21 protein-coding genes are annotated in these 22346 nt (G+C 70.9%); 13 read left to right on the top strand and 8 right to left on the bottom strand.

Annotated features, from left to right (window positions below):
* Positions 1-27 precede the first annotated feature (27 nt).
* Positions 28-1014, bottom strand: coding sequence for a ThuA domain-containing protein (locus ACQEV1_RS22560; RefSeq protein WP_433395840.1), 987 nt, complete (start codon positions 1012-1014; stop codon positions 28-30).
* Between the two features lie 224 nt (positions 1015-1238).
* Here ACQEV1_RS22560 and ACQEV1_RS22565 point away from each other — a divergent pair, with 224 nt between their 5' ends.
* Genes ACQEV1_RS22565 through pqqE form a run of 6 tightly spaced genes read left to right on the top strand, consistent with a single transcriptional unit; the run spans position 1239 to position 6507 of the window.
* Complete coding sequence (locus ACQEV1_RS22565; protein WP_433395841.1) at positions 1239-3377, top strand: PQQ-binding-like beta-propeller repeat protein; 2139 nt, start codon at positions 1239-1241, stop codon at positions 3375-3377.
* 52 nt (positions 3378-3429) lie between these two features.
* Positions 3430-3558: a pyrroloquinoline quinone precursor peptide PqqA gene (gene pqqA / locus ACQEV1_RS22570; protein ID WP_285565644.1), complete on the top strand. Its 129-nt coding sequence runs from the start codon at positions 3430-3432 to the stop codon at positions 3556-3558.
* A gap of 10 nt (positions 3559-3568) precedes the next feature.
* Positions 3569-4453, top strand: coding sequence for a pyrroloquinoline quinone biosynthesis protein PqqB (gene pqqB, locus ACQEV1_RS22575; protein WP_433395844.1), 885 nt, complete (start codon positions 3569-3571; stop codon positions 4451-4453).
* Positions 4450-5163, top strand: a complete 714-nt coding sequence (gene pqqC / locus ACQEV1_RS22580) for a pyrroloquinoline-quinone synthase PqqC (RefSeq protein ID WP_433395846.1) — start codon at positions 4450-4452, stop codon at positions 5161-5163. Before pqqB ends, pqqC begins: the two co-directional genes overlap by 4 nt.
* Positions 5153-5422, top strand: coding sequence for a pyrroloquinoline quinone biosynthesis peptide chaperone PqqD (pqqD, locus tag ACQEV1_RS22585; RefSeq protein ID WP_433395848.1), 270 nt, complete (start codon positions 5153-5155; stop codon positions 5420-5422). Before pqqC ends, pqqD begins: the two co-directional genes overlap by 11 nt.
* A complete protein-coding gene (gene pqqE, locus ACQEV1_RS22590) occupies positions 5419-6507 on the top strand; it encodes a pyrroloquinoline quinone biosynthesis protein PqqE (protein WP_433395850.1) in 1089 nt (362 codons plus the stop codon). Before pqqD ends, pqqE begins: the two co-directional genes overlap by 4 nt.
* A gap of 22 nt (positions 6508-6529) precedes the next feature.
* Here pqqE and ACQEV1_RS22595 read toward each other — a convergent pair whose 3' ends face one another.
* From ACQEV1_RS22595 to ACQEV1_RS22625, 7 genes are all read right to left on the bottom strand, one after another.
* Positions 6530-8845: a transketolase-like TK C-terminal-containing protein gene (locus ACQEV1_RS22595; protein ID WP_433395852.1), complete on the bottom strand. Its 2316-nt coding sequence runs from the start codon at positions 8843-8845 to the stop codon at positions 6530-6532.
* 34 nt (positions 8846-8879) lie between these two features.
* Positions 8880-10337, bottom strand: coding sequence for an aldehyde dehydrogenase family protein (locus tag ACQEV1_RS22600; protein WP_433395853.1), 1458 nt, complete (start codon positions 10335-10337; stop codon positions 8880-8882).
* On the bottom strand, positions 10330-11418 hold the full coding sequence (locus ACQEV1_RS22605) for an ABC transporter ATP-binding protein (RefSeq protein ID WP_433395855.1): 1089 nt from the start codon (positions 11416-11418) through the stop codon (positions 10330-10332). Before ACQEV1_RS22605 ends, ACQEV1_RS22600 begins: the two co-directional genes overlap by 8 nt.
* 3 nt (positions 11419-11421) lie before the next feature.
* Complete coding sequence (locus tag ACQEV1_RS22610) at positions 11422-12294, bottom strand: carbohydrate ABC transporter permease (RefSeq protein WP_433395856.1); 873 nt, start codon at positions 12292-12294, stop codon at positions 11422-11424.
* Positions 12294-13145 carry a carbohydrate ABC transporter permease gene (locus tag ACQEV1_RS22615; protein ID WP_285619515.1) on the bottom strand — a complete coding sequence of 284 codons (852 nt, stop codon included), beginning with the start codon at positions 13143-13145 and terminating at the stop codon, positions 12294-12296. The genes ACQEV1_RS22610 and ACQEV1_RS22615 overlap by 1 nt, the downstream gene beginning before the upstream one ends.
* A 104-nt stretch (positions 13146-13249) precedes the next feature.
* On the bottom strand, positions 13250-14587 hold the full coding sequence (locus tag ACQEV1_RS22620; RefSeq protein ID WP_285619513.1) for a substrate-binding domain-containing protein: 1338 nt from the start codon (positions 14585-14587) through the stop codon (positions 13250-13252).
* Between the two features lie 31 nt (positions 14588-14618).
* Entirely contained in the window at positions 14619-16169 is a 1551-nt protein-coding gene (locus ACQEV1_RS22625; protein WP_433395859.1) for an N-acyl-D-amino-acid deacylase family protein, read from the bottom strand.
* A 96-nt stretch (positions 16170-16265) separates the two neighbouring features.
* On the opposite strand from ACQEV1_RS22625, the gene ACQEV1_RS22630 reads away from it, so the two are divergent.
* The 7 genes from ACQEV1_RS22630 (at position 16266) to ACQEV1_RS22660 (ending at position 21935) form a co-directional block, all read left to right on the top strand.
* Positions 16266-17009, top strand: a complete 744-nt coding sequence (locus ACQEV1_RS22630; RefSeq protein WP_433395860.1) for an IclR family transcriptional regulator — start codon at positions 16266-16268, stop codon at positions 17007-17009.
* Positions 17010-17021: 12 nt separating this feature from the next.
* A complete protein-coding gene (locus ACQEV1_RS22635; RefSeq protein WP_433395862.1) occupies positions 17022-18107 on the top strand; it encodes an alanine racemase in 1086 nt (361 codons plus the stop codon).
* Between the two features lie 19 nt (positions 18108-18126).
* Positions 18127-19056 carry a succinylglutamate desuccinylase/aspartoacylase family protein gene (locus tag ACQEV1_RS22640; protein ID WP_433395864.1) on the top strand — a complete coding sequence of 310 codons (930 nt, stop codon included), beginning with the start codon at positions 18127-18129 and terminating at the stop codon, positions 19054-19056.
* Positions 19046-19777, top strand: coding sequence for an MBL fold metallo-hydrolase (locus tag ACQEV1_RS22645; RefSeq protein ID WP_285619504.1), 732 nt, complete (start codon positions 19046-19048; stop codon positions 19775-19777). The genes ACQEV1_RS22640 and ACQEV1_RS22645 overlap by 11 nt, the downstream gene beginning before the upstream one ends.
* A gap of 14 nt (positions 19778-19791) precedes the next feature.
* Positions 19792-20538: an SDR family NAD(P)-dependent oxidoreductase gene (locus tag ACQEV1_RS22650; RefSeq protein ID WP_285619503.1), complete on the top strand. Its 747-nt coding sequence runs from the start codon at positions 19792-19794 to the stop codon at positions 20536-20538.
* 8 nt (positions 20539-20546) lie between these two features.
* The gene (locus ACQEV1_RS22655) at positions 20547-21596 is read left to right on the top strand and encodes a threonine aldolase family protein (RefSeq protein WP_433395867.1); all 1050 of its coding nucleotides are present in this window, start codon (positions 20547-20549) and stop codon (positions 21594-21596) included.
* Positions 21597-21728: 132 nt separating this feature from the next.
* The gene (locus ACQEV1_RS22660) at positions 21729-21935 is read left to right on the top strand and encodes an RICIN domain-containing protein (protein ID WP_433395869.1); all 207 of its coding nucleotides are present in this window, start codon (positions 21729-21731) and stop codon (positions 21933-21935) included.
* The last annotated feature ends 411 nt before the right edge of the window (positions 21936-22346 follow it).

Below are 22346 nucleotides of genomic sequence, written 5' to 3' on the forward strand. Positions count from 1 at the left end.
CGGCGAGCCGGCCGCCACCGGCGCGGGTCAGCGACAGAAGGGTTTCATTCCCATGGCCGACTCGATGCCGCCGAGGACGAGCCGCTGGAACGACGGGGCGCCGGCGAACGCGCCGCCGTCGTCGGTGTAGGCCTTCGCGTCGTGTCCGAGCGTGGTGAGCCAGGCGCGGCCGCCGTCGTAGTACTGGCACCAGGCGACCGGGTGGAAGTCCCCGTGGCCCGGGTGTCCCTGCGAGCCTCGGACGCCGTTCGGCAGGGAACTCTCGTCGACCGTGGCCAGGAACCGTACGCGGGAGGGGAAGGGGACCAGGTTGTACCACTCGTCGCTGAAGTCCCACCGGGCCGGCAGTGCGGCCGTGGAGACGTCCTTGTGGTCGAGCGTCTGGACGGTGCCGGGCTGGGCGGGACCGTGGTCGTAGTAGTTCGCGCCGCCGAGCAGGCCTTCGTACCAGGGCCAGTTGTACTCGGTGCCGAACGCGTTGTGGATGCCCACGAAGCCGCCACCGCCGCGGATGTACTGGCGCAGGGACGTCTGCGCGGCGTCGTCCAGCGCGTCGCGCGTCGTGCTGAGGAAGACGACGGCGTTGTAGCGGAACAGCTGCTGCGGGGTGGCGAGCTGCGCGACGTCCTCGGTCCAGTCGACGCCGAAGCCGTTCGCCTTGCCCATCGCGACCAGGGCGTTCTGCGCGACGTTGGCCGATGCCAGCGGCGGGTCGAGGCCGGGGCCGAGGGCCGGCCCGAGGTTGGCGTGCCGGGGGCCGGCGGTACGGCTGTAGACCAGGATCCGATAGCCCTTGGCCGGGTCGAAGTCGCCCCAGTCGTGGTAGCAGCGCGGATCGGTGCCGCGGCAGACGCCGTAGTCCGGGTCGCCGAGTTCCTGCGCGCCGCGGTCCTTGGAGCCGGCCGCGCCGCCCGCGGCCGGAAGGCCGCCGAGCAGGGCCGTCGCGACGAGGACGGCGGCGGTACCCGCGGCGGTCGCCGCCACGGTGGCCAGGTGGGAAAAGGGTCTCCTCATGCCACGATGTCCTTCCTGGCGTGAAACGCCAAGGTCCGTCTAGTGGTACAGGCGAACCATCTAGAGGTGCGGTTACCATCTCACGGCGAATCCGTGTCGGCAATGCCGATGTCCCGCTGATTCGGCAGAATCTGGGCCTTGTCAGACGCAGGGAGGGCGGCTTACGGTGTCGACCGCTGCACGGTAGAGCAGGTCCGCAGAGTGGACCAGTTGGGGAGGACGGCATGAGACGACGGAGATTCCTCACCGGCGCCGCGGTCGCCGGAGGCGCGGCCGCTCTTCACCCGCTCGGCGACCGGGCGGATGCCGAGGCGGACGCCGTCCCGGCGCAACCCGCCGGTCTCGTGGCGGCCGGCCGGGACTTCCCCAAGGTCGGCGGGAACCTCGGCAACCACAACCACTCGACGCTCGCGCAGGTCAACCGGCACAACGTCCACCGGCTCGGCGGCGCGTGGCACGTCAACCTCGAGGGCGGCAGCACGAGCAGCGCCCAGCAGAGCACCGTCGTCGCGCAGGACGGCGTGCTCTACGTCCAGACGACCCAGCAGAACGTCTTCGCGATCGACGGCCGGACGGGCGCCGTGAAGTGGAGGACCAACGTCGGCTCCGAGCCGACCAACATGCGAGGCGTGGGCCTCGGCGACGGCCTGGTCTTCACCACCTCCGGCGCGAACATCGTGTACGCCCTGGACCAGGAGACGGGCGCGGTCGTCTGGCAGCGCGAACTGCTGATCCCCGGCGAGGGCGACCCCGGCTGCGACCCCCAGAACGGGCAGTGCGGAGGCAACCGCGGCGGCCTGGCCGGGGCCATCGTGTACTGGGACGGGCTGATCTACGTCGGCACCGAGGGCAGCACGGCCGGCGCGCGCGGCCGCGCGTACGCCCTGAACGCCCGCACCGGCGAGGTCGCGTGGACCTTCTGGGGCCCTCCGGGACCGGGGGAGTACGGCAACGACACCTGGGAGGGCGACACCTGGAAGACCGGCGGCGCGGTCTGCTGGATCCACCCGGGCCTCGACCCCGAGCTCGGCCTGGTCTACTGGACCTTCGGCAACCCGTATCCGCGTACGAACGGTTCGACCCGCGCCGGGACGAACCTGTTCGCCAACTGCCTCGTCGCGATCGAGGCGAAGACCGGGAAGCGGCGCTGGCACTTCCAGTCGGTGCACCACGACATCTGGGACTACGACGGCGTGATGTCGCCGGTCCTCATCGATCTGCGGATCGAGGGACGCCGGCGCAAGGTCGTCGTGTACGGCAGCAAGACCGGGATGTACTACATCCTCGACCGGGCGACGGGCGCGCCGATCCACGGCATGACCGAACGCCCGGTGCCCCAGGACCCGCGGCAGAAGACCTGGCCGACCCAGCCGTTCCCCGGCGGGGAGCCGTTCGTGCACCAGGGGCCGCGGTTCGACGACAGCACCCGGCCGGTGCCGTACTACCGGACCGGAGGGATCTTCACGCCGTTCTGGGACGACGCGACGATCCTGTTCCCGGGCGCCGGCGGCGGCGCCGACTGGTCACACGTCTCCTTCAGCCCGCACACCGGGTTCGTCTACGTCGGGTACGGGCTCATCAACTCCTCCTACTCCGACACGAACGGTGGCCGGGTCAACACCGCGCGCCCGCTGGGGGAGTACTTCTCCGGCGGCCTCGTCGCGGTGGACCCGCGGACGAACCGGCCCGTGTGGCGTAAGGAGGGCGACTGGTCGCTGGCCCACGGCAACGGCATCCTCAGCACCGCGGGCCGGCTCCTGTTCCAGGGCGGGCCGGACGGCGTGCTGCGCGCCATGGACGACCGCGACGGCCGGGAGCTGTGGAGCTGGCAGTGCGGCGCGGGCGTGCACACCAGCCCGGTCGGCTACGAGATCGACGGCGAGCAGTACATCGCGGTGTTCGCCGGCGGCAACGGGCTGCCGTACCCCGACATCCCCAAGGGCGACCACCTGTGGGCGTTCCGGCTCGGCGGCACGGTGCGCCCGGCCCCGGCGCCGACCCCGCCGTCCAAGCGCAACCAGATCCGTACGGCGGCGGTCACGGGCGAGACCGCGCACGACACGGTCACCCTCGGCAGGATCTGGGACTCCGCCGCCGGCGCGCCCGGCGCCACCGAGAACATCGTGGCGCAGAACGCCATGGCCCCGCAGCACCTGACCGTGCCCGCGGGCACGACCGTCACCTTCGTCAACCCGGCCGACAACGCCCACAGCCACGGCGCGGCGTCGTTCTTCGAGCAGGTGTTCAACACCGGCCGGCTCAGCCCGGGGCAGTCGCACACCCACACCTTCGACCGGCCCGGCGAGTACTTCTACAACGATCCCGTCTTTCCCCAGAGCACCGGCAAGATCGTCGTCCGTTGAGACGGCCGCGGTCGACGCCGGGTACCAGATGAGTGAGCGAAAGGAGCACCAGATGGCCGTCCACGGAGCGAACGGGAAGCAGCGGCAGGGCGGAGAGCGGACCACCTGCTGGAGCCGCCCCGACTACCAGGCGATCGAGACGTCGATGGAGGTCACGGCCTACTTCGTCGCGAAGGGCTGACCCGGTACCGATGCGGGTGCGGATACTCGGCACCGCGGCGGGCGGGGGCGTGCCCCAGTGGAACTGCGCGTGCGGCGGGTGTGCCACCGCACGCGACGACCCCGCCCGGCGCCGCCGGCACGCCTCCCTCGCCGTCCAGGGCGGCGCGGGCTGGTGGGTCGTGAACGCCACCCCGGATGTGACCGAACAGATCGAGGCCACCGCGGACCTGCGCCCGTACGCCGGCACCCGCCGGAGCCCGGTGGCCGGCGTGATCCTCACCGACGCCGAACTCGACCACACCCTCGGTCTGCCCCGGCTCCGGGAGGCGGCGAGCCTGCGGGTCGCGGCGACCCGTACGGTCCGCGGGGCGCTGTCGGCGGGGCTGCGGCTGGACACCGTCCTCGCCCCCTACACCGACCTGACCTGGACCGAACTCGACGACGGACCGGTCCGGCTCGACGGCGGCCTGGAGGTCCAGGCCGTCCCGGTGTCCGCGAAGCGCCCGCGCTACGCCGCGGACCTCGACGTGCCCGGCGACTCCTGGGTGGTCGCGCTTCGCGTCACCTCCGGCGGCCGGTCGCTGCTCTACGCTCCCTGCCTCGCCGCCTGGCCCGCCGAACTCGACGCGGCGGTGCGCGACGCCGACTGTGCCGTTCTGGACGGCACGTTCTGGGACGACGACGAACCCCGGCGCACGGGCATCTCCCGGCGCACCGCGACCGAGATGGGACATCTGCCGATCAACGGCCCCGGCGGGACGGCCGAGCGCGTGGCCGCCCTGTCCGGCCCGCAAGTCCTCTACACCCACCTCAACAACACCAATCCGCTGGCCGACCGCGATGGCGACGAGCACCAGGCCCTCGTCGCCATGGGACTCGGCGTCGCGGCGGAAAGGACGGCGATCGAGCTGTGACCACACCCGTGCCCTGGACACCGGACGAGCTGACGGCGCGGCTCCGCACCCTGGCCGACGAGCGCTACCACCATCGCCACCCGTTCAACCTGCGCATGCACGACGGTGATTTGTCCCCGCAGGAGCTGCGGTGCTGGGTCCTCAACCGCTTCCACTACCAGCGGCACATCCCGGTCAAGGACGCGCTCATCCTGGCCAAGCTGCACACCCGCGAGCAGCGGCAGGGCTGGATCCGGCGGATCCACGACCACGACGGACGTCCCGGCGAGGAGGGCGGCATCGAACGCTGGCTGCGGCTCGGCGAGGCCGTCGGCCTCGACCGCGTGCTCCTGCTGTCGGGCGAGGGCGTGCTCCCCGCCGTACGGCTGGCGGTGGACGGCTACGTGAACTACTGCCGGAGCGGTACGCCGCTGCAGGCGGTCGCCTCCTCGCTGACCGAGCTCTTCGCACCCGACCTCATGAAGGCGCGGATCGGCGCCTGGGAACGCCACTATCCCTGGATCGAACCGTCCGGTCTGCACTACTTCCAGGTACGCGTCCGGCAGGGACGCCAGGACGCCGAGGAGGCGCTGGCCCTGGTCGGCGAATGGGCACGGACGCGAGCCGACCAGGAGCAGGTCCTGGCCGCGTTCACCTTCAAGTGCGACGTCCTGTGGTCCCTGCTCGACGCGGTCGAGCACGCCTCCTCGGTGCGGGCCGATGCCCGCTGAGCCCCCCGGCTGGCGGCCGTCGCTGGCCCGCTCGATCGTCCTGCGCCACGACCGCGTCCGCGACGCCGACCTCCTGCTCATGCCGGAGCGCGCCGTACTGCTCAACGTCGAGGCCGGTCACATCCTCCGGCTGTGCGACGGCCATCGCACCGTCGCCGAGATCGTCGCCCACCTCGCCGAGACGTTCCCCGGCGCACCCGTCGCCGAGGACGTGCCGGAGTTCCTGGACCGCGTACGCGGGGAGGGGTGGGTGCGGTGACCGAGGCTCCCTGGGCCCTGCTCGCGGAGGTCACGCACGCCTGCCCGCTGCACTGCCCGTACTGCTCCAACCCGCTGGAGCTGGTCCGCCGTCGCACCGAGCTGACCACCGCCGAGTGGTCCCGCGTGCTGGCCGAGGCCGCCGACCTGGGCGTCGTCCAGGCGCACGTCTCCGGCGGCGAGCCACTGCTGCGCGCCGACCTCGCCGAGATCGTCGCCGCCGCGCACGCGGCGGGCATCTACACCCAGCTCGTCACCAGCGGGCTCGGACTGGAGGCGGGCCGCCTGGACGAACTGGTCCGGGCCGGCCTGGACGCGGTGCAGCTCTCGGTCCAGGACTCGCGCGCGGAGGGCTCGGACCGCATCGCGGGAAGACGGTCGTTCGCCGCCAAGGAGCGGGCGGCAGGCGTGATACGCCGCGCCGGCCTGCCGTTCGGCCTCAACGTCGTCCTCCACCGGCACAACCTCGACCACATCGCGGAGATCATCGAACTCGGCGTCCGCTGGGGCGCCGACCGGATCGAGCTCGCCAACACCCAGTTCTACGGCTGGGCACTGCGGAACCGCACCGCGCTCCTGCCCACGCGAGAGCAACTGGAGTCCGCGAAGGACACGGTCGCCACCTGGCGGGAACGCCTGGGCGGACGGCCGGAACTCATCTGGGTCGTGCCGGACTACTACGAGGGCGTGGCCAAACCCTGCATGGGCGGCTGGGGCGCCCGGTCCATCACCGTCGGCCCCGACGGCGCCGCCCTGCCGTGCCCGGCGGCCTACGCGCTCCCGGACCTGTCACCGCCGAACGTGCGAGACCACTCTCTCGCCTGGATCTGGGCTCGATCGGCCGCCTTCAACGCCTACCGCGGAACCGCCTGGATGCCCACGCCGTGCCGCGAATGCCCGCGACGCGAGATCGACTTCGGCGGCTGCCGCTGCCAGGCGTACGCCCTCACCGGAGACGCCGCCCGCACCGACCCCGCCTGCGCCCTGTCCCCCGACCACCGGCTCGTACGCGATCCCGCGACGACCGCGAGCCGCGGCGGCCCGGAGCAGAACCTCACCTACCGCCGCCCCGCCCGGAACGGATGACCTGGACCGTCGCCGATGACGGTCATCCGGCCAAGTCGAGAGCGGATCGGATAATGGAGTCGGTGTCGATGCCGTGGTGGCGGTAGACGTCCTCCAGCGAGCCTGACTGGCCGAACCGCGTGACGCCCAGGGCCATGCCGCGGACGTTGTTGACCCCGGTCAGGAACGCCAGCGTGTGGGGGTGGCCGTCCAGGACGGTCACCAGCGGCGTGGCACGGGCGGATGGGAACACCTGGTCCAGGATCCAGCTCGGCCCCTCGGCGCTGCCCTGCCGGGACAGCAGCGCCTCGAAGAGCAGGCCGGGGCTGGTCACGCAGATCACGTCGGTACCGACTCCGGCCGATTCCAGGCGCTCCGCGGCGGCCAGCGCCTCGGGCACCAACGCCCCCATCGCGGCGATCGTCACGGCCGGATCGTCGGCACGGCGCAGCGGGTAGGCGCCGGCCACGACCTGGCGTCGGCGGCGTTCACGCGCTGCGGGGTCGGCGGGGACCGAGGCCAGTGTCTGGTCCACCGGACGGGTCGACAGGCGGAGATAGGCCGAACCGCCGTCGGGCCGGCCGAGCCTCGCCAGGCTCGCCAGCAGGGTCCATTCGACGTCGATGGCGAAGGCCGGTTCGTAGGCGACGCAGCCCGGCTGTTCCAGCGCGATCGACGGGGTGGTGATGGACTGGTGCGCTCCTCCTTCGGGTGCCAGCGTCACGCCGGAGGGAGTGCCGATCAGAATCGACTGTCCTCCCGCGTAGATGCCGAACGACCAGGGTTCCAGCGCCCGTCCCACGAACGGGTCGTACAGCACGCCGATGGGGAGCAGCGGCTGGTTCCAGCGGCTCCAGGTCGCGCCGAGTTCGCCCAGCAGCCCGACCAGGTTCGTCTCGGCGATGCCGAGTTCGATGTGCTGCCCGGCGGGGGACTCCCGCCAGTGCAGGATCGTCTCGGCGTCGTCGGCGAACCAGTCCCGCCGATCCGTCGGTGACCAGACACCGATCTTGTTGACCCAGCCGCCGAGGTTGGTGGTCGAGGTCACGTCCGGGCTCACCGTCACGATGCGCTTCGCGGCCTCGGGTGCCTCGCGGGTCAGGTCGAGCAGCACTCGGCCCAGGGCCGCCTGGCTCGTCGCGGCTCCGGTCGGGGTGCGCCCGATATCCACGGGCAGTGCCGGCGGCGGCTGGAGCGGCGTCGGCTCGCGCCGCAGTCGTGCGGCCGTCGCCGCGCACGACTCCGCTGCGGGTGAACCCGCCGCGAAGCGCCGCCACGGGTCGTCCAGGTCGGTCCCCAGGCTGGCCGCGAGCTCCCGCATCTGCTTCTCGCTCAGCAGCGAGGAGTGGTTCTGCGGATGCCCCTGCGTCGGCAGGCCGTGGCCCTTCACGGTGTAGGCGAAGATCACTGTCGGTCGGGTGTCCTCGATCGCCTCGATCGCCGCGCTCAGGCTGTCGAGATCGTGTCCGCCGAGATTGCGTACCGCGGCCACGAGTGTCGCGTCGTCCAGGTCTACGATCAGCCGGGCGATGGTGGGATCGCCGCCCGGCAGCCGCCTGCGCAGCTCACCGGCTTCGCAGCGCAACAGCCGCTGGTACTCGGGATTCGGCATGGCGTCGATCCGGGTCCGCAGCGCGTCCCCGCCGGGACGGGCGAACAGGTCCTCCAGCAGCCGCCCGTACTTCACGGTGAGCACCTGCCATCCGGCGGCGGCGAACATCACCCGCAACCGGTCGGCGGCCAGGTGCGGTACCACCCGGTCGAGCGACTGGCGGTTCAGGTCGACGATCCACACGACCTCGCCGAGCTCGGCCACGCCGGGGTCCAGGACCGCCTCCCACACGGCGCCCTCGTCCAGTTCGGCGTCTCCGACCAGCGAGTACTGCCGGCCGCCGGGCGTACTGGGGATCTTTCCGTCCAGGTAGCGGCGGGCGAGCGCGCCCCAGATCGGGGCCGTCGCGCCGATCCCGACCGACCCGGTGGAGTAGTCCACCGGATCAGGGTCCTTCGACCGGCTCGGATAGCTCTGCAGGCCGCCGAACTCGCGCAGCGTCGTCAGGTAGGACTCGTCCAGGTTCCCCAGCAGGTAGTTGATCGCATGCAGCACCGGGGAGGCGTGGGGCTTGACCGACACACGGTCCTCGGCCCGTAGATGGCGGAACCACAGCGAGGTCATGATCGAGACGGTCGACGCCGACGACGCCTGGTGCCCGCCGACCTTCAGCCCCGACGGGTTGGGGCGCACCCGGTTGGCATGGTCCACGATCGCCGTGGACAACCAGAGGACTCTCCGCTCGATCTCCCGGATCGCCTCGGCGTCCTGAGCCGTTCGCGCGGAACCCGTCGCCGTACTGATCATGCTTTCCTCCACAAGATTCCCGCGGCCGGGCGGGTCAGCGCCAGGGGGATGTCAGGCTGATGGAGATCGACTGCAACTCGGTCACCGTCTCGGCCGCGTGCCTGCCGCCGAGACGTCCCTGTCCGCTGGCCCGGCCCGGCGCCCCACCGAACGGAAGGTGCAGTTCCCAGTAGTTACTGGTGTCGTTGATGGTCACTTGGCCGACCCGCAGGCGGCCGGCCACGGAGAGCGTACGGTCCAGGTCCTGTCCGAAGACGGCCGAGCTGAGACCGTGGACTCCGGTGTTGGCGACCCCCACGATCGCGTCGATGTCGTCATCGACCCGGTGGATGGGGGCGATCGGCCCGAAGGTCTCCTCCCGCATGACCGCGGTGTCGGCGCGCACGTCGGTGAGAACGGTCGGCTGCCAGTAGAGGGGGGTCGGGCGGTCGGGCAGCGCGGCGCCGCCGAAGACGACGCGCGCCCCGCGGGACCCCGCGTCCGCGACGTGCCGGGCCATCGTGTCCGCCACGCCTCGTGAGTGGACCGGGCCCATGGTGGTCGCCGGATCGAAGGGTGATCCGACGATCTCTCGCCTCGCCTGTTCGACGAGACGTTCTTCGAGTTCCGCGGCGACCGAACCGGCCACGATGACCCGGCCGGCCGCCGAGCACGACTGGCCGGAGTTCATGAACGCCGAGGAGGCGACCGCGGCGGCGGTGCGTTCCAGGTCCGCGTCGGGGAGCACGACGATGGGCCCGTTGCCGCCCAGCTCCATCAGCTGCGTCTTGCTGGCCGCGAGCTCGGCGATCTCCGCGCCCGTCCTCGAGCTGCCGGTGAAGCACACGCCGACGACCTTCGGATGCGACACGAGCGTCCGGGCCGGTCCGACGTCGGTGCCGGTGACAAGGTTGATCAGGCCGGGTGGCACGTCGGCGGCCTCGACGCAGTCGTACAGGGCCCCCGCGACGGCGGCGGTCGACGGGGCGGGCCGCCACACCACGGCGTTTCCGCAGGCCAGCAGCGGGCCGAGATATTCGACCGGGATGTTCACCGGAAAGTTGAACGGGGTGATCGCGGCGAACACCCCGCGCGGCTTGCGGGTGGTCAGGACGAGCTTGTTCTGGTCCTGGACGGGAATCGTCTCGCCGGTCAGCCGCTTGGCCTCCTCCGCCGCCAGCCGGAATCCCTGGGCCGACAGCATGACCTCGGCTTCGGCCTGGGCGAGAGGCTTTCCGTGTTCGAGAGAGAGAAGCCGGCCGAGCTCGGCCATGCGGCTCTCGATCACGTCGGCGATGCGGTGACACCACGCCGCTCGTGTGAACGCGGTCTCCTGCAGGTGCGCCTCGAACGCCGCGGCCGCGGCCGAGACGGCGGCCTCGACGTCCTCCTCACCCGCCTGCGCGATACGCGTGAAGCCCTGACCGGTCACCGGGCTGACCGCCTCGTACGTCGCTTCGCCGGCCGCGGGCCGGGTGCGGCCGCCGATCCGGAGCAGGACGGTTTCAGACATGCCGACCTTCCTTCGCCATTTCCGTTCGGGGGAGTGCGTCACCGCTGCCGGAGTCGAACAGGTGCGCCTTGCCGGCCCGGATCCCCATCGTCACGTCCGCGCCGGTGTCGAACTCGGTGTCGGGGTCGGTCCGGGCGACGATGTCGCCGAACGGGAACGCGGTCACGACGATGGCCTCGATGCCGAGCCGCTCGACCATCCGTACCCGCCCGGACGTCTCGCCCGTACCGGGCGACAGCGTGACGTCCTCGGGGCGTACGCCGAGCGTGACGTTCTCGTGGGACGGCCCGGACCAGCCGGTCGGGACGGACCAGCCGTCCCCGGCGAACAGCCCGTCGTCGCCGAGGGAGCCGGTGACGAGGTTCATCGTGGGCGTGCCGACGAATCCGGCGACGAACCGGTTGGCCGGCCGCCGGTAGAGGTCGAGGGGCGGCGCGTCCTGCTGAACGATGCCGCCGTTCATCACCACGACCTGGTCCGCCATGCTCATGGCCTCGCTCTGATCGTGCGTGACGTAGACGAACGTCCCGCCCAGTTCCTTCTGCAGTTCGCGCAGGCCGATCCGCATGTCGGCGCGCAGCTTGGCGTCGAGGTTGCTCAGCGGCTCGTCGAGGAGGAAGACGTTCGGACGGCGTACGATCGCGCGGGCGAGGGCGACGCGCTGCTGCTGGCCGCCGGACAGCTGCCGGGGCTTGCGGCCGAGGAGTTCCTTGATGTTCAGCAGCTCCGCGGCCTCCTGGATGCGGTGCTGAATCTCATCCGCGGGCATCTTCCGCAGCTTGAGGGCGAAGGCGATGTTCTCCCGGACCGTCCGGTTGGGGTACAGCGCGTACGACTGGAAGACCATGGCGACGTCGCGCTTGTGCGGCGGAAGGTGCTGTATCTCCCGGCCGTCGAACAGGATCTTCCCGGCCGACACCTCCTCGAGGCCGGAGATCATGTTCAGCGTCGTCGTCTTGCCGCAGCCGCTCGGTCCCAGCAGCACGGTGAAGCTGCCGTCCTCGATGGTCAGGTCGATCGCGTCGACGATCAGTGTCTCGCCGAACCGCTTGCTGACCTGCTGGAGTTCGATACCGGACACCGGTCACACCTTTCCGACGCCTGAAGTCAGGCCACGCACGAGGAATCGCTGCGATATGAGGGCGAGCAGCATCGTCGGCAGGGCGGCCAGCAGGGTGCCGGCGGCCATGATGCCGAAGGACTGTTCGCGCACGTTGTAGAGCCCGGAGATCGCCGGCTGGATCAGGGTCGAGTCCGTCTTGGAGTTCAGGACCAGCGCGAAGAGGAAGTCGTTCCAGGACACCATGAAGGAGAACAGGCCGACGCTGATGATCCCCGGCCGGGCGAGCGGCAGCACGACCCGGTAGAACACCTGCCACCGCGTACAGCCGTCGATCATCGCGGCCCGGTCGACCTCGATGGGGATGCCGGCGAAGAACGAGCGCATCATCCATACCGAGAACGGCACCGTGAAGCTCAGGTGCGCGATCACGATGCCCACCGTGGAGTCCGTGAGGCGCAGCGAGTGCAGGATGACGTAGAAGGGCACGACGAGCGCGAAGACCGGCACGAGCTGGCTGCCGAGCATCAGGCCCGGGATGAACTTGGACCCGGGGAACCGGAAGCGCGCGAAGGCGTAGCCGGCCATGCTGCCGATCACGACGTTCAGCACGGCTACACAGACGGCGACCACCGCGCTGTTCTGGATGCCGGGCAGGATCAGGTCGCTGGGGTTGGACGGCGGCGCCGAGCTGAACGCCGACCTGAAGATGCTGTGGAAGCTGCCGAAGTCCATGGTCGGGATCCACCGTGGCGGGGTCCGCAGCGAATCGGACTTGGAGGTCAGCGCGACCAGCAGCAGGAAGTAGAACGGCAGCAGCACCCACAGCAGCAGAGCCGTCACGACGAGCGCTCTCAGGACGCGCGTGAGCAGGCGTCCACGGGTTCCGGCGGCCATCACGCGGCCCTCCTTTGCCGGCCGCGCCCGCTGATGGCGAACGCGGTCAACGATGCGAGGATCACCATCGCCAGGGTCATCAGGTAGAAGATCGCCGCGCCCCGGCCGAGGTCGAGGTCGCGGAACGCCGTCGTGTATCCCCACCAGGACAACAGCGTGGTCTCGGTGCCGGGACCGCCGCCGGTGAGAATGTAGATCAGCGCGAAGGCCAGGAACGCGTTGATCAGCGCGAGGACGGCCACCACGAGCACGGTGTCGCGGATCCAGGGCAGAGTGACGAAGAAGAACCGGCGTACCGGCCCGGCGCCGTCGATGCGGGCCGCCTTGTGCAGGTCCTCGGGCACCGTCTGCAGCGCTCCGAGGAGGAGCAGCGTGGCGAAGGGCACGAGGCTCCAGATAAACGCCACGGCCATGACGATGAGCGCCACCCGCCCGGAGGCGAACCAGGCGACGTACTTGTCGATCAGGCCGGCGTCGAAGAGGGCGCCGTTCAGCGGGCCGAAGGTCGAGTTGAAGATCCAGCCGAAGGTCAGGGCCAGCGTGATCTGCGACAGCGACCAGGGCAGGATCAGCACGCCGCGGACGATCGACCGTCCAGGGAACTCCTGGTTCAGGGCCAGGGCGAAGGTCATCCCCAGCAGCAGGGTGCCGGCGACGACCGCCACGGCGAACAGCACGGTCCGGGTCAGCGACGGAAAGAACGTCGGATCCGTGACGACGGAGGTGTAGTTGTCGATGCCGACCCACTTCGCCGGCCGGCGGCTGCCCAGCGTCTGCTCGTGCAGGCTGACCCAGAACGAGTACACGAGCGGATACGCGAGCAGTGCCACGGTGACAAGGAGGGCCGGCATGGCCATGGCCATGCCGAACCTCGCCTCGCCTCGCCCGCGACCGGTGCGGCCGGGTTGCCGGCTCCTGAGTGTCATCATGTGCAGGGGTTCCGCTTCCGTTACGGCTACTTCTGCGCGGTGACGAAGTCGTTCATCGTCTTCAGACCGTCGTCCGACGACTTCTTGCCGAGTACGACCTCCTGCAGGGTGGCGCAGGCCATGTCGGCGAACTTCGGGTACCACGACCTGGTCGTGACGGTGCCGAGGCTGACCGTCTTGCCGAGTTGTTCGGTCAGCGCGTCGACGTCCGCCCACTTGGCCCACGACTTCAGGACGGCGGGGTCATGGTCGACGCTCCGGTAGCCGCTGGACAGGCCGAGGTCGGTGGCGACCAGGTTCTTCGGCACGTGGTACGACCCGTCCTTTCCGGCGCCCCCGAGGTAGTCGATCAGCGTGAGGGCGTTCTCGCTGTTCTTCGATGTGTCGGACACCATCCACGATGCGCCAAAGCTATGCGTTTGTCGGGTTTGTCCTGGCATCAGCGTGTTCTTGACGGCCTTGGCCACCCTGCTCTGCTTCGGGTCCCTCCATCCGACGACCTGGGCCTGATAGCGCATGGAGAAGCTGCTCTTGCCCCCGCCGAAGATGTTCGTCACGCCGCCGTAGTCGGTCGTGAACAGGTCCTTGGGGACGAGCCCTTCCTGGTAGAGCGTCCGCCACCGCTCAAGCGTGGCGCGGGCGACCTGGTTGCCGACGAGGTTGGGCTTGGCGTCCGCGCCGAACAGGGCGCCGCCCCCTTCGGAAGCCGTCTCGGCGGCGAACTGGTGCCACATCAGGAAGGCGTACTTGATCCAGTACGGGGAGTACGGCGTGGCGCTCACCCCCTTGCGCTTCAGCTCGCGCACCTGGTCGAGGAACTCGCCCCAGGTCGTGGGTGCCTTGGCGTTGATCTTCTTGAGGTGGTCGGTGTTGACCACGAACAACTCGGCGCCCTGGAAGTAGGGCAACGCGTAGAACTCGCCGTCGGGGCCCTTGAGACCGTCCGCGACGCCCGGGTTCATGTCCGCGACGAGCTTGTCCAGCCCGGAGTGCCCCTTCAGCGAGCTCACCCAGCCGTTCTTCGACCACGACTCCAGGTAGCCCTCGTCGGCGAAGAGCACGTCGTAGGAGGCGTTGCCGCCGGCGAGTTGCTGGTTGGTGACCGTCAGGTAGTCCTGCGCCACGTACGACGTGCTCAGTCGAAGCGGCTTGTAGTTGGTGTTGAAGTAGGTGACGTAGGGCGCGAACAGCGGGCCGACCGCCGCGTCATGGTGCATCTGCAGGTCGTTGGTCGGCTTGGACCCGTCCGACGACGAACAGGCGGCCAGCAGGCCGGTGGAACCGAGGCCCGCCGCCACGCCGAGCATCGTGGAGCCTCTGAGGAACGAGCGCCGGTTCATCGGCGGGAAACCGTTGGTGGCCATGGGGTGCTCTCTTCCGTTTCGTGCCGAGGGATCATGAGGCGCGCAGGACCTGTCCGGGGCGCCGGCCGGTGGGCTTGGCGTCCTCGATGACGGCCTGGCCGTTCACGAAAACCCAGCGCATGAGGTCGGGGTAGGAGTGGGCGGATTCGTTGTCCGGCTGCCGGGCGGCTCTCGCCGGGTCCGCGATGACGACGTCGGCATAGGAACCGGGCCGGAGGGTGCCCCGATCCGTGAGGCTCAGCCGCCGGGCGGGGGCGGTGGCCAGCCGGCGCACCGCCTGGATGATCGAGGTGCGCCCGAGCAGGGCCGGGGCGAGCACCCGGATCGTGCTGAACAGGTTGCGCGGGTGTTCGTACCGTGCCCGCGCCGCGGTCATGAGCCAGCCGTCACTGCCGTGCATGGCGGTGGGGTGGGCGGAGACACCGGCGAGGTCGTCCTCGGACGCGGCCGGCACGATCATGGTGAGGCGCTCGCCCTCGTCCAGAATGAGCTTGAGCAACGCCTCCACTTCGGTACGGCCGTCGGTTCCCGCGAGGTCTTGGAGGGCCCGGCCGGAGGCCTCCGGCCAGGTGCGGGAACGGCCGATGATGATCTCGTCGGGCCGAAACTGGGCCGAGCTCTCCAGGTGCCGGAGCAGGCGCAGACGCTCGGCGCTCTCGTCGGCTCGCTCGCGCAGGGTCGTCCAGCCGCCGTCCAGTGAGCCGTCCGGCAGCAGACTCGACACCCCCGTGCTCCCGGAGGTGTACGGATAGTAGTCGACGGCGACATCGCTGACGCCGCGGCGGTTGGCCTCGTCGATCATGGAGAGCGTCTGCCGGGTACGGCCCCAGTTCGCCCGGCCCAGCGCCTTGTGGTGGGAGACCTGGAGGGCGACGCCGGCCGCCTCCGCGGTGGAGATGGCCTCCGCGACGGAGTCGACGAGGCCGTCCCGCTCGTCCCGCAGGTGCGTCGCGTACAGGCGTCCGGCCCGCGCGACCGGGGCGAGGACGTCGCGGATCTCGGCCGCGTCGGCGTACCTGCCCGGCGTGTAGACCAGCCCGCTCGAGACTCCGAAGGCGCCTTGTTCGAGCGCCTGCTCGACGAGGCGCCGCATCGCCGCGGCCTCGGCGGCGTCCGGCGGCCGGGGCGCAGGCCCGAGGACGTGCTCCCGCACGGCGCCCAGCCCCACCAGCGGCGCTATGTTGACGGTCGGGCGTTGTCTCCGCAGGTGGGCGGCGTAGGAGTCGAGATCCGGCCACCCGTGGGTGATGCGCGAATTGAAGAACGAGCCGAAGCCGATGCACCCGGCGGGCAGCGGAAACGGGGAGAACCCGCAGTTTCCGGTCACGTCGGTGGTGATCCCCTGATGGAGCCGGGCTTCGGCGGCCGGGTCGTCCTGCAGGGTGAAGTCGCTGTGCGTGTGCATGTCGACGAAGCCCGGCAGGACGACGAGTCCGGCGGCGTCGATCACCGTGGCGCCGTTGGGCGGGGCGATGCGCGGCGCGGCCGAGATCACCCGCTCCTCGTCGATGAGCAGGTCGAGCACCGCGTCCGTCCCGGAGTCCGGGTCGACCACGCGTCCCCGCCGGATGAGTATCGCCAAGATCATTCCACTCTGTGGGATGGTATTCCGCTAAGTGAGATAATGTGGCAACCTAATCACGTCGTGCGCTCCGGTCAAGAGATTCAGGAGGCGGCAATGGTCCAGGTAGTCGACCGTGTCGGTGCGCTGCTCAACGCGTTCTCCCAACAGGAGCCGGTGCTCGGGCTCGCCGAGTGCGCCGAACGGGCCGGGCTCAGCAAGAGCTCCGCGCACCGGCTTCTCATGGGGATGGTCGACATCGGGTTGCTCGAACGCGACGCCGCGGGCAACTGGCAGATCGGGGACCTTCCCCTCCGGCTCGCCGCGATCCGGCTGTCCCATCGCAACATGCGTGCCGAGGCCGGCGCGGCTCTGGTCCAGCTCGGGCAGCGGTACCAGGCGGCGACGGCCTTCTCGGTGCCCAACGGCAACGAGATGGTCTACATCGAGCGCACCGACAGCAGCATCCCGTTCGCGCCCAGCGCGCGGCTCGGCAGCACGGCGGCGATGTGGGCGGGCGCCGCCGGGCGCGCGGTGCTGGCCACGCTCGCCCCCGCCGACCGCGAGACCCGTTGCGCGTCACCGGAGTGGGACGCCCTGTCCGACGCCGTACGGGTGCGGATCACCGAGGAGGTCGCCCAGGCCGCCGAGCGCGGCTACTCCGTGGACCGGGAAGAGTTCTTCGACGGGGTCGCGGGGGTCGCGGCGGCGCTCGGGCATCCGGGCGAGCCGGTCGCGGCGATCAGCCTGATCGTGTCGCCTGAGCGGATGTCGGCCGAGCTCGAACGAGAGATGGGCGAGGCGGTACGCCGCCTGGCCGCCGAGATCACCGTACGGACGACCCTCCCGACGATGGGCTGAGTAGGAGTCATCATGTGGACAGCGGCCTGCGCGGACCAGGGGCGGCCGACCCCGTTCCTCGCGGTGGATCACACCCGGATCGAACGGAACATCCGGGACATGGCCGATCGCGTCGCCGGATACGGGGGACGATCGACGCCGCACCTCAAGACGCACAAGTGCCTGGAGATCGCCCGGATGCAGGCGGCCGCCGGGGCGCGTACGGCGACGGTCGCCACCGTCACCGAGGCGCATCTGGCGTTCGACGCGGGGTTCGAGTCGGTGCTGGTGGCCTATCCGCCGGTGCCGGACTGGCGGGCCCGCGCGCTGCGTGAGCTGACCGAGCGCGGCTCCGTGGGGGTCGTCTGCTGCCGGGCCGAACACGTCCGTTCCCTGGAGCGCACCGGCGCGTCCTTCGACGTCTACTGGGAGGTCGACTCCGGCGCCGCCCGGCTCGGCACCCCGCCGGGGGAGGCGACCGCCGCGGCGATCGCCTCCGCCCCGTTCGGCGACCGGCTGCCGCTGCGCGGGCTGATGACGTTCGCGGGTCACGCCTACGGCGCCCACGACGCCGCGTCGCTGGCCGCCGTACTCGACGAGCAGGATCGCGCTCTGCGGGAGAGCGCCGCCGCGCTCGCCGCCCACGGCGTCGGCGCACCGGTGCGAAGCGTCGGCGTCACCCCGCTGGCCCGGCTGGAGTCGGGCGAGGCCGATGAGTACCGCTACGGCAACTACGTCTTCTACGACGCCACGCAGGTCGCGCTGGGCGGCCCGGGCGTCGACGAGTGCGCGCTGGCGGTGGTCACCACGGTGGTGGACGTCCCCGCCCCGGACCGGTTCGTCGTCGACGCGGGAAGCAAGAGCCTGCCGGCCGAGCGGATGACGAGCCTGACCGAGGGGTTCGGGTCGGTCGCCGGCCGCCCCGGTCTGGTACTCGCCAAGTTGTACGAGGAGCACGGCCTGGGCACCGCCTCCGCGCCCCACGGCCTGCGGCCGGGGGAGCGGATCGCGGTCATCCCCAACCACGCCTGTACCGCGGTGAACCTCTACCACCAGTACGCCGTCTACGACGACTCCTCTTTCGTGGAGACCTGGCCCGTCCACGCCCGCCGGCAGTGACAGCAGATCGGAGCTCCTTGTGATTCAGGTGGACCACCTGGCGGCCGGACCGGACCTGTCGCTGGAGGCCGTACGCATCGGCGCCGGAGGAGGGCCGCGAGTCGCGATCCTCGGCGGCGTGCACGGTGACGAGATCGAGGGCGTGCTGGCCGCCCAGCGGCTGATCGCCGTGCTCGGCGCGCGGCCGGTCGGCGGCACGGTGACGGTGCTCGCCCGCGCCAACCCGCCGGCCCTCGTCGCCGGGACACGGCTCGGCGCGGACTCGGAGAACCTGGCCCGCGTATTTCCCGGCGACGCGCGGGGCAGCCTGAGCTCCAGAATCGCGGACACGATCAGCAGGGAGCTCATCGACGAATGTGACCTGCTGATCGACCTGCACTCGGCCGGCCGCCGGTACCGGATGCCGGCCCTGTGCGGCCTGCCCGCCCAGGGGGAGATCGGCGGGCGGCCGCTCCTGGACCTGGCCCGGGTGACGACGTTCCCCTTCCTGTGGTCGCACCCGTCGATCGGGCCCGGGAGATCCGTCAGCCACGCCGAGGCCCGCGGCACGCCGTGGCTGTACTTCGAGTGCGGCGGAAGCGGTTCCCTGCTGGAACCTGACATCGACCGCTACGTCACGAGCACGCTGCGTCTCCTGACGGAGATCGGCGTACTCGGCGGGGAGCCGGTGCCGCCCAGCGACCGCCAGGTGGTCGTGACGGACGGGAACGGCGACACCGACGCGGGCATCGCCTTCCGCTCGTCGGGCTTCTTCGTCTCGCGGGTCGCCGCCGGCGACACCGTCGAGCCCGGCCGGCCCCTCGGCGCGGTGTACGACCAGACGGGCGCCGAGCGGGAGATCGTACGCGCGGTCTCGGCCGGGGTCGTGATGATGCTGCGGCACGACTACCGCGTGGAGGTGGGCGACGTGGCCGCGATCGTCGCCGGGACGGACGACCGTGCGGCTTGACGAGACCGTCGATCTGGTCGGCGGCGGACGGCTCGGTTCCGGCCTGACCAACGCCTACGACTGCAACGTCTACCTGCTGCGCGCCGGAGACGACACGTGGATGGTCGACACCGGGTGCGGCCTCGAACCCGACCTGCTCATGGGGCGGGTGCGCGACTCGCTCGCCGGGAGGCCGCTGTCCGGCGCCCTGCTCACCCACGCCCACCCGGACCACGCGGGCGGCAGCGCGGCGCTGGCCGAGCGGGGGATAGCCGTCGTGGCGGGGAGCGAGACGGCCGCGCTCGTGCGCTCCGGCGACGCCGACCGGCTGGGGCTCACCGCAGCGCTCCGTGCCGGGATCTATCCCGCCGACTATCGCTTCCGCGCGTGCGAGGCGGTACGGACCGTCGGTGAGACCGGCCTGTCGTCCACGGCGGGCCCGCTCCGCGCGGTGGCGACCCCCGGGCACAGCGCCGATCACACGGCCTACGTCTTCACCGGCGGCGGCACGACGTACCTCTTCACCGGCGACCTGCTGTTCAGCCGGGGCCGGGTCGTGGTGCTCGGCACGGACGACAGCGACGTTCGCGCCCTCAGGACCTCGCTGGAACTGCTCCGCGACCTGCGTCCTGACGTGCTCCTTCCCGGGCACGGCACGCCCATCATGTCCGACGCCCGATGGCACATCGAGCGGGCGCTCGAGGCCTTCGAGCTTGGCCGGCTCCCGGCCGCGTTCAGCTGATCGAGGGATGGTCCATGAGTCGAAGCGTGATAGTCACCGGCGGCGGGGGCGGCATCGGATCCGCCATCGCCCGCCGTCTGTGCGCCGAGAACCGCGTCGTCGTGGTCTTCGAGCACGATGCCGAGACCGTCGAGCGGGCCCGTGAGGCACTGCCCGGTGTCGAGGTGACCCAGGTCGACGTCGCCGATCCGGCCGCCATCGCGGGCGCGGTGAGCGAGGTCGCCGCGGCCCACGGCCCGCCGGAGATCCTCGTGAACTGCGCGGCGGTCACCGGTCTGCCCGCCAAGGCGTCCCTGCTGGAGACCGGCGATGACCTGCTGCGGAGAATCCTGGCGGTCAACACGCTCGGCCCGTTCGTCTGCGCTCGTGAGGTGGCCCGGCACATGGTGGCCGAGAAGTCCGGCACCATCGTCACCATCGGCTCGATCGCCGCCCACCGCGGCCAGATCGACGCGTCCGCGTACACCGTCAGCAAGTCCGCCCTGGTGGGGCTGACCCGTGCGCTCGCGCTGGAGCTGGGACCGTACGGCATCCGGGTGGTCCAGGTCGATCCGGGCGACATCAGCACTCCGGGCAGTGACCGCTTGGTGGAGATGGTCGACGCCGAGCAGGTCCGGTCAGGTGTGTCGGGGTTGCCTCCCCTCGGGCGGCGCGGCCGGCCGGAGGAGATCGCCGACGTCGTGTACTTCCTCTGTTCCCCCGGAGCCTCTTTCATCTCGGGAACGCAGATCGTCGTCGACGGCGGATACCTCGGCGGATAGGAGACCCAGTGACCTCGATCGATTTGCGGTCGGACGTGATGACCCTGCCCACGCAGGGCATGCTGCGGGCGATGACCAACGCCCCCCTCGGCGATGAGCAGGAGCGCGAGGACCCCACGGTGCTCCGGCTCGAGGAGGAACTCGTCGAACTGCTGGGCCAGGAGGCCGCCGTCTTCGTGCCCAGCGCCACGATGGCCAACCAGCTCGCGTTGCTGTGCCAGGTTCAGCGCGGGCAGGAGATTCTGGGCGAACAGCACAGCCACATGTTCCGGTACGAAGCGGGCGGACCGGCCTTCCTGGCCGGTGCGGTGGTCACCGGCCTGAACGGCGACGCGGGCGTCTTCACCGGCGACGACGTACGAAGAATCGCGCAGGTACGTGACTCCGAGCACCGACCCAGGACCGCGATGGCCGTGGTCGAGGACACGCACAACGTCTCAGGCGCCCGGGTCTGGCCGCTGGGAGCCCTCGACGAGCTGTACGACACGTGCGCGGAGCTCGGGCTCGCGGTACACATCGACGGTGCCCGGGTGTTCAACGCGGCCGTCGCACAGCGGGTACCGGTCGCGCGCATCACCGGGCGGGCACAGACCGTCGCCGTCTGCTTCTCGAAGGGGCTCGGCTGCCCGGCGGGTGCCGCTCTCGTCGGCCGGGCAGACGTCCTGGCCCCCGCGCGCCGCCTGCGCCAGATGCTCGGCGGCTCGCTACGCCAGGCCGGTGTGCTCGCCGGCGCCGCCCGGTACGCGCTGGCGCATCATGTGGACCGGCTGGCCACCGACCACGCTCACGCGCGCGAGTTCGCCGACCGGTTGGCCGAGGCGGACCTGCCGGTGGACCCCGGCACGGTGGAGACCAACTTCGTCTTCATGGACCTGTCCGCCACCGGGCTCTCCCGCGACGCCGCCCGAGAGCGGCTCGCCCAGGAGGGGGTCCTGTGGTCCAACGCCCACCATCCCGGCGTGCTGCGCGCCGTTACGCATCTGAATATCGGCGCCGCCGACATCGGGACGGCCGCCGACCGCACCATCAGAGCCATCCGGGCGGCACGCGAAGACTGAGCCGCCGACGGGCAGATCGAGGTCGGCCTGGTGCGGGCGCCGCGCTTGGAAACTCGGCTGCGTGTCGTGAGCCGACGTTTCGCTTTGCGCCCAGCGGGCCGAACAGGCTGGTCGGCGGCAGCAGGGGTGGCGGTGGCGGGCGGTTCGACGTCACAGGGCGTCCCGGACATCGTTCAGCGGGCGCGTAACGGCGGGGCGAACTCGATGTGGCGACCGGTGGCGCAGTCCGACGGGTCGTGGGCGTTCCAGAACCAGAACAGAGGCCTGTGCCTGGACGTCCACGGCGCGGGTCAGCAACTGGACCAGTGGCCGTGCGAGAACGCGGCCGGCACCAATTAGGACTTCGCCCCCACTGAGCCCTGACCGGCCTGAACCGGTCATTTCCCATCCCCGGCAGGCAGGCGGGCGGACGTCGACGTCACGCACGCCTGCCGGCCCTCCGCCGCGAACGTGACCGCCGCGGTCGGCAACTGCGTCGGCCGGCCGGGGAGGCGCGCGACCTGCCGCCGGCTGTTCCATGGCGCGTTCTCCGTGGGTTCTAGCCGCCGCTCGCGCGATGTGCGTCGCCGATTCGTTTTCACTGGTTTTCACGCCGGTGTCACCGGCGCCGACGCACGGCACGGGGCGTTTCCAGGCGTGTCTCCTCGTCGGTTACACCTCATTAACAAGCCGGACATCTCCCTCTTGACATGAATTCGTACGCCTTGGAAGGTGTGGGAGCGCTCCCACACCCGCCGGCCGAGCCCTCGT

The organism is Actinoallomurus sp. CA-142502, assembly GCF_050936355.1.
GTDB lineage: Bacteria > Actinomycetota > Actinomycetes > Streptosporangiales > Streptosporangiaceae > Actinoallomurus > Actinoallomurus iriomotensis.

Excerpts from the sequence above, each read along its gene's own strand:
- ACQEV1_RS22630 (WP_433395860.1), top strand. The coding sequence starts at position 16,266 with ATGGTCCAGGTAGTCGACCGTGTCGGTGCGCTGCTCAACGCGTTCTCC.
- ACQEV1_RS22635 (WP_433395862.1), top strand. The coding sequence starts at position 17,022 with ATGTGGACAGCGGCCTGCGCGGACCAGGGGCGGCCGACCCCGTTCCTC.
- ACQEV1_RS22595 (WP_433395852.1), bottom strand. The coding sequence starts at position 8,845 with ATGATCAGTACGGCGACGGGTTCCGCGCGAACGGCTCAGGACGCCGAG.
- ACQEV1_RS22565 (WP_433395841.1), top strand. The coding sequence starts at position 1,239 with ATGAGACGACGGAGATTCCTCACCGGCGCCGCGGTCGCCGGAGGCGCG.
- ACQEV1_RS22615 (WP_285619515.1), bottom strand. The coding sequence starts at position 13,145 with ATGCCGGCCCTCCTTGTCACCGTGGCACTGCTCGCGTATCCGCTCGTG.
- pqqA (WP_285565644.1), top strand. The coding sequence starts at position 3,430 with ATGGCCGTCCACGGAGCGAACGGGAAGCAGCGGCAGGGCGGAGAGCGG.
- ACQEV1_RS22620 (WP_285619513.1), bottom strand. The coding sequence starts at position 14,587 with ATGGCCACCAACGGTTTCCCGCCGATGAACCGGCGCTCGTTCCTCAGA.
- ACQEV1_RS22650 (WP_285619503.1), top strand. The coding sequence starts at position 19,792 with ATGAGTCGAAGCGTGATAGTCACCGGCGGCGGGGGCGGCATCGGATCC.
- ACQEV1_RS22560 (WP_433395840.1), bottom strand. The coding sequence starts at position 1,014 with ATGAGGAGACCCTTTTCCCACCTGGCCACCGTGGCGGCGACCGCCGCG.
- pqqD (WP_433395848.1), top strand. The coding sequence starts at position 5,153 with ATGCCCGCTGAGCCCCCCGGCTGGCGGCCGTCGCTGGCCCGCTCGATC.
- ACQEV1_RS22610 (WP_433395856.1), bottom strand. The coding sequence starts at position 12,294 with ATGGCCGCCGGAACCCGTGGACGCCTGCTCACGCGCGTCCTGAGAGCG.
- ACQEV1_RS22600 (WP_433395853.1), bottom strand. The coding sequence starts at position 10,337 with ATGTCTGAAACCGTCCTGCTCCGGATCGGCGGCCGCACCCGGCCCGCG.
- pqqB (WP_433395844.1), top strand. The coding sequence starts at position 3,569 with ATGCGGGTGCGGATACTCGGCACCGCGGCGGGCGGGGGCGTGCCCCAG.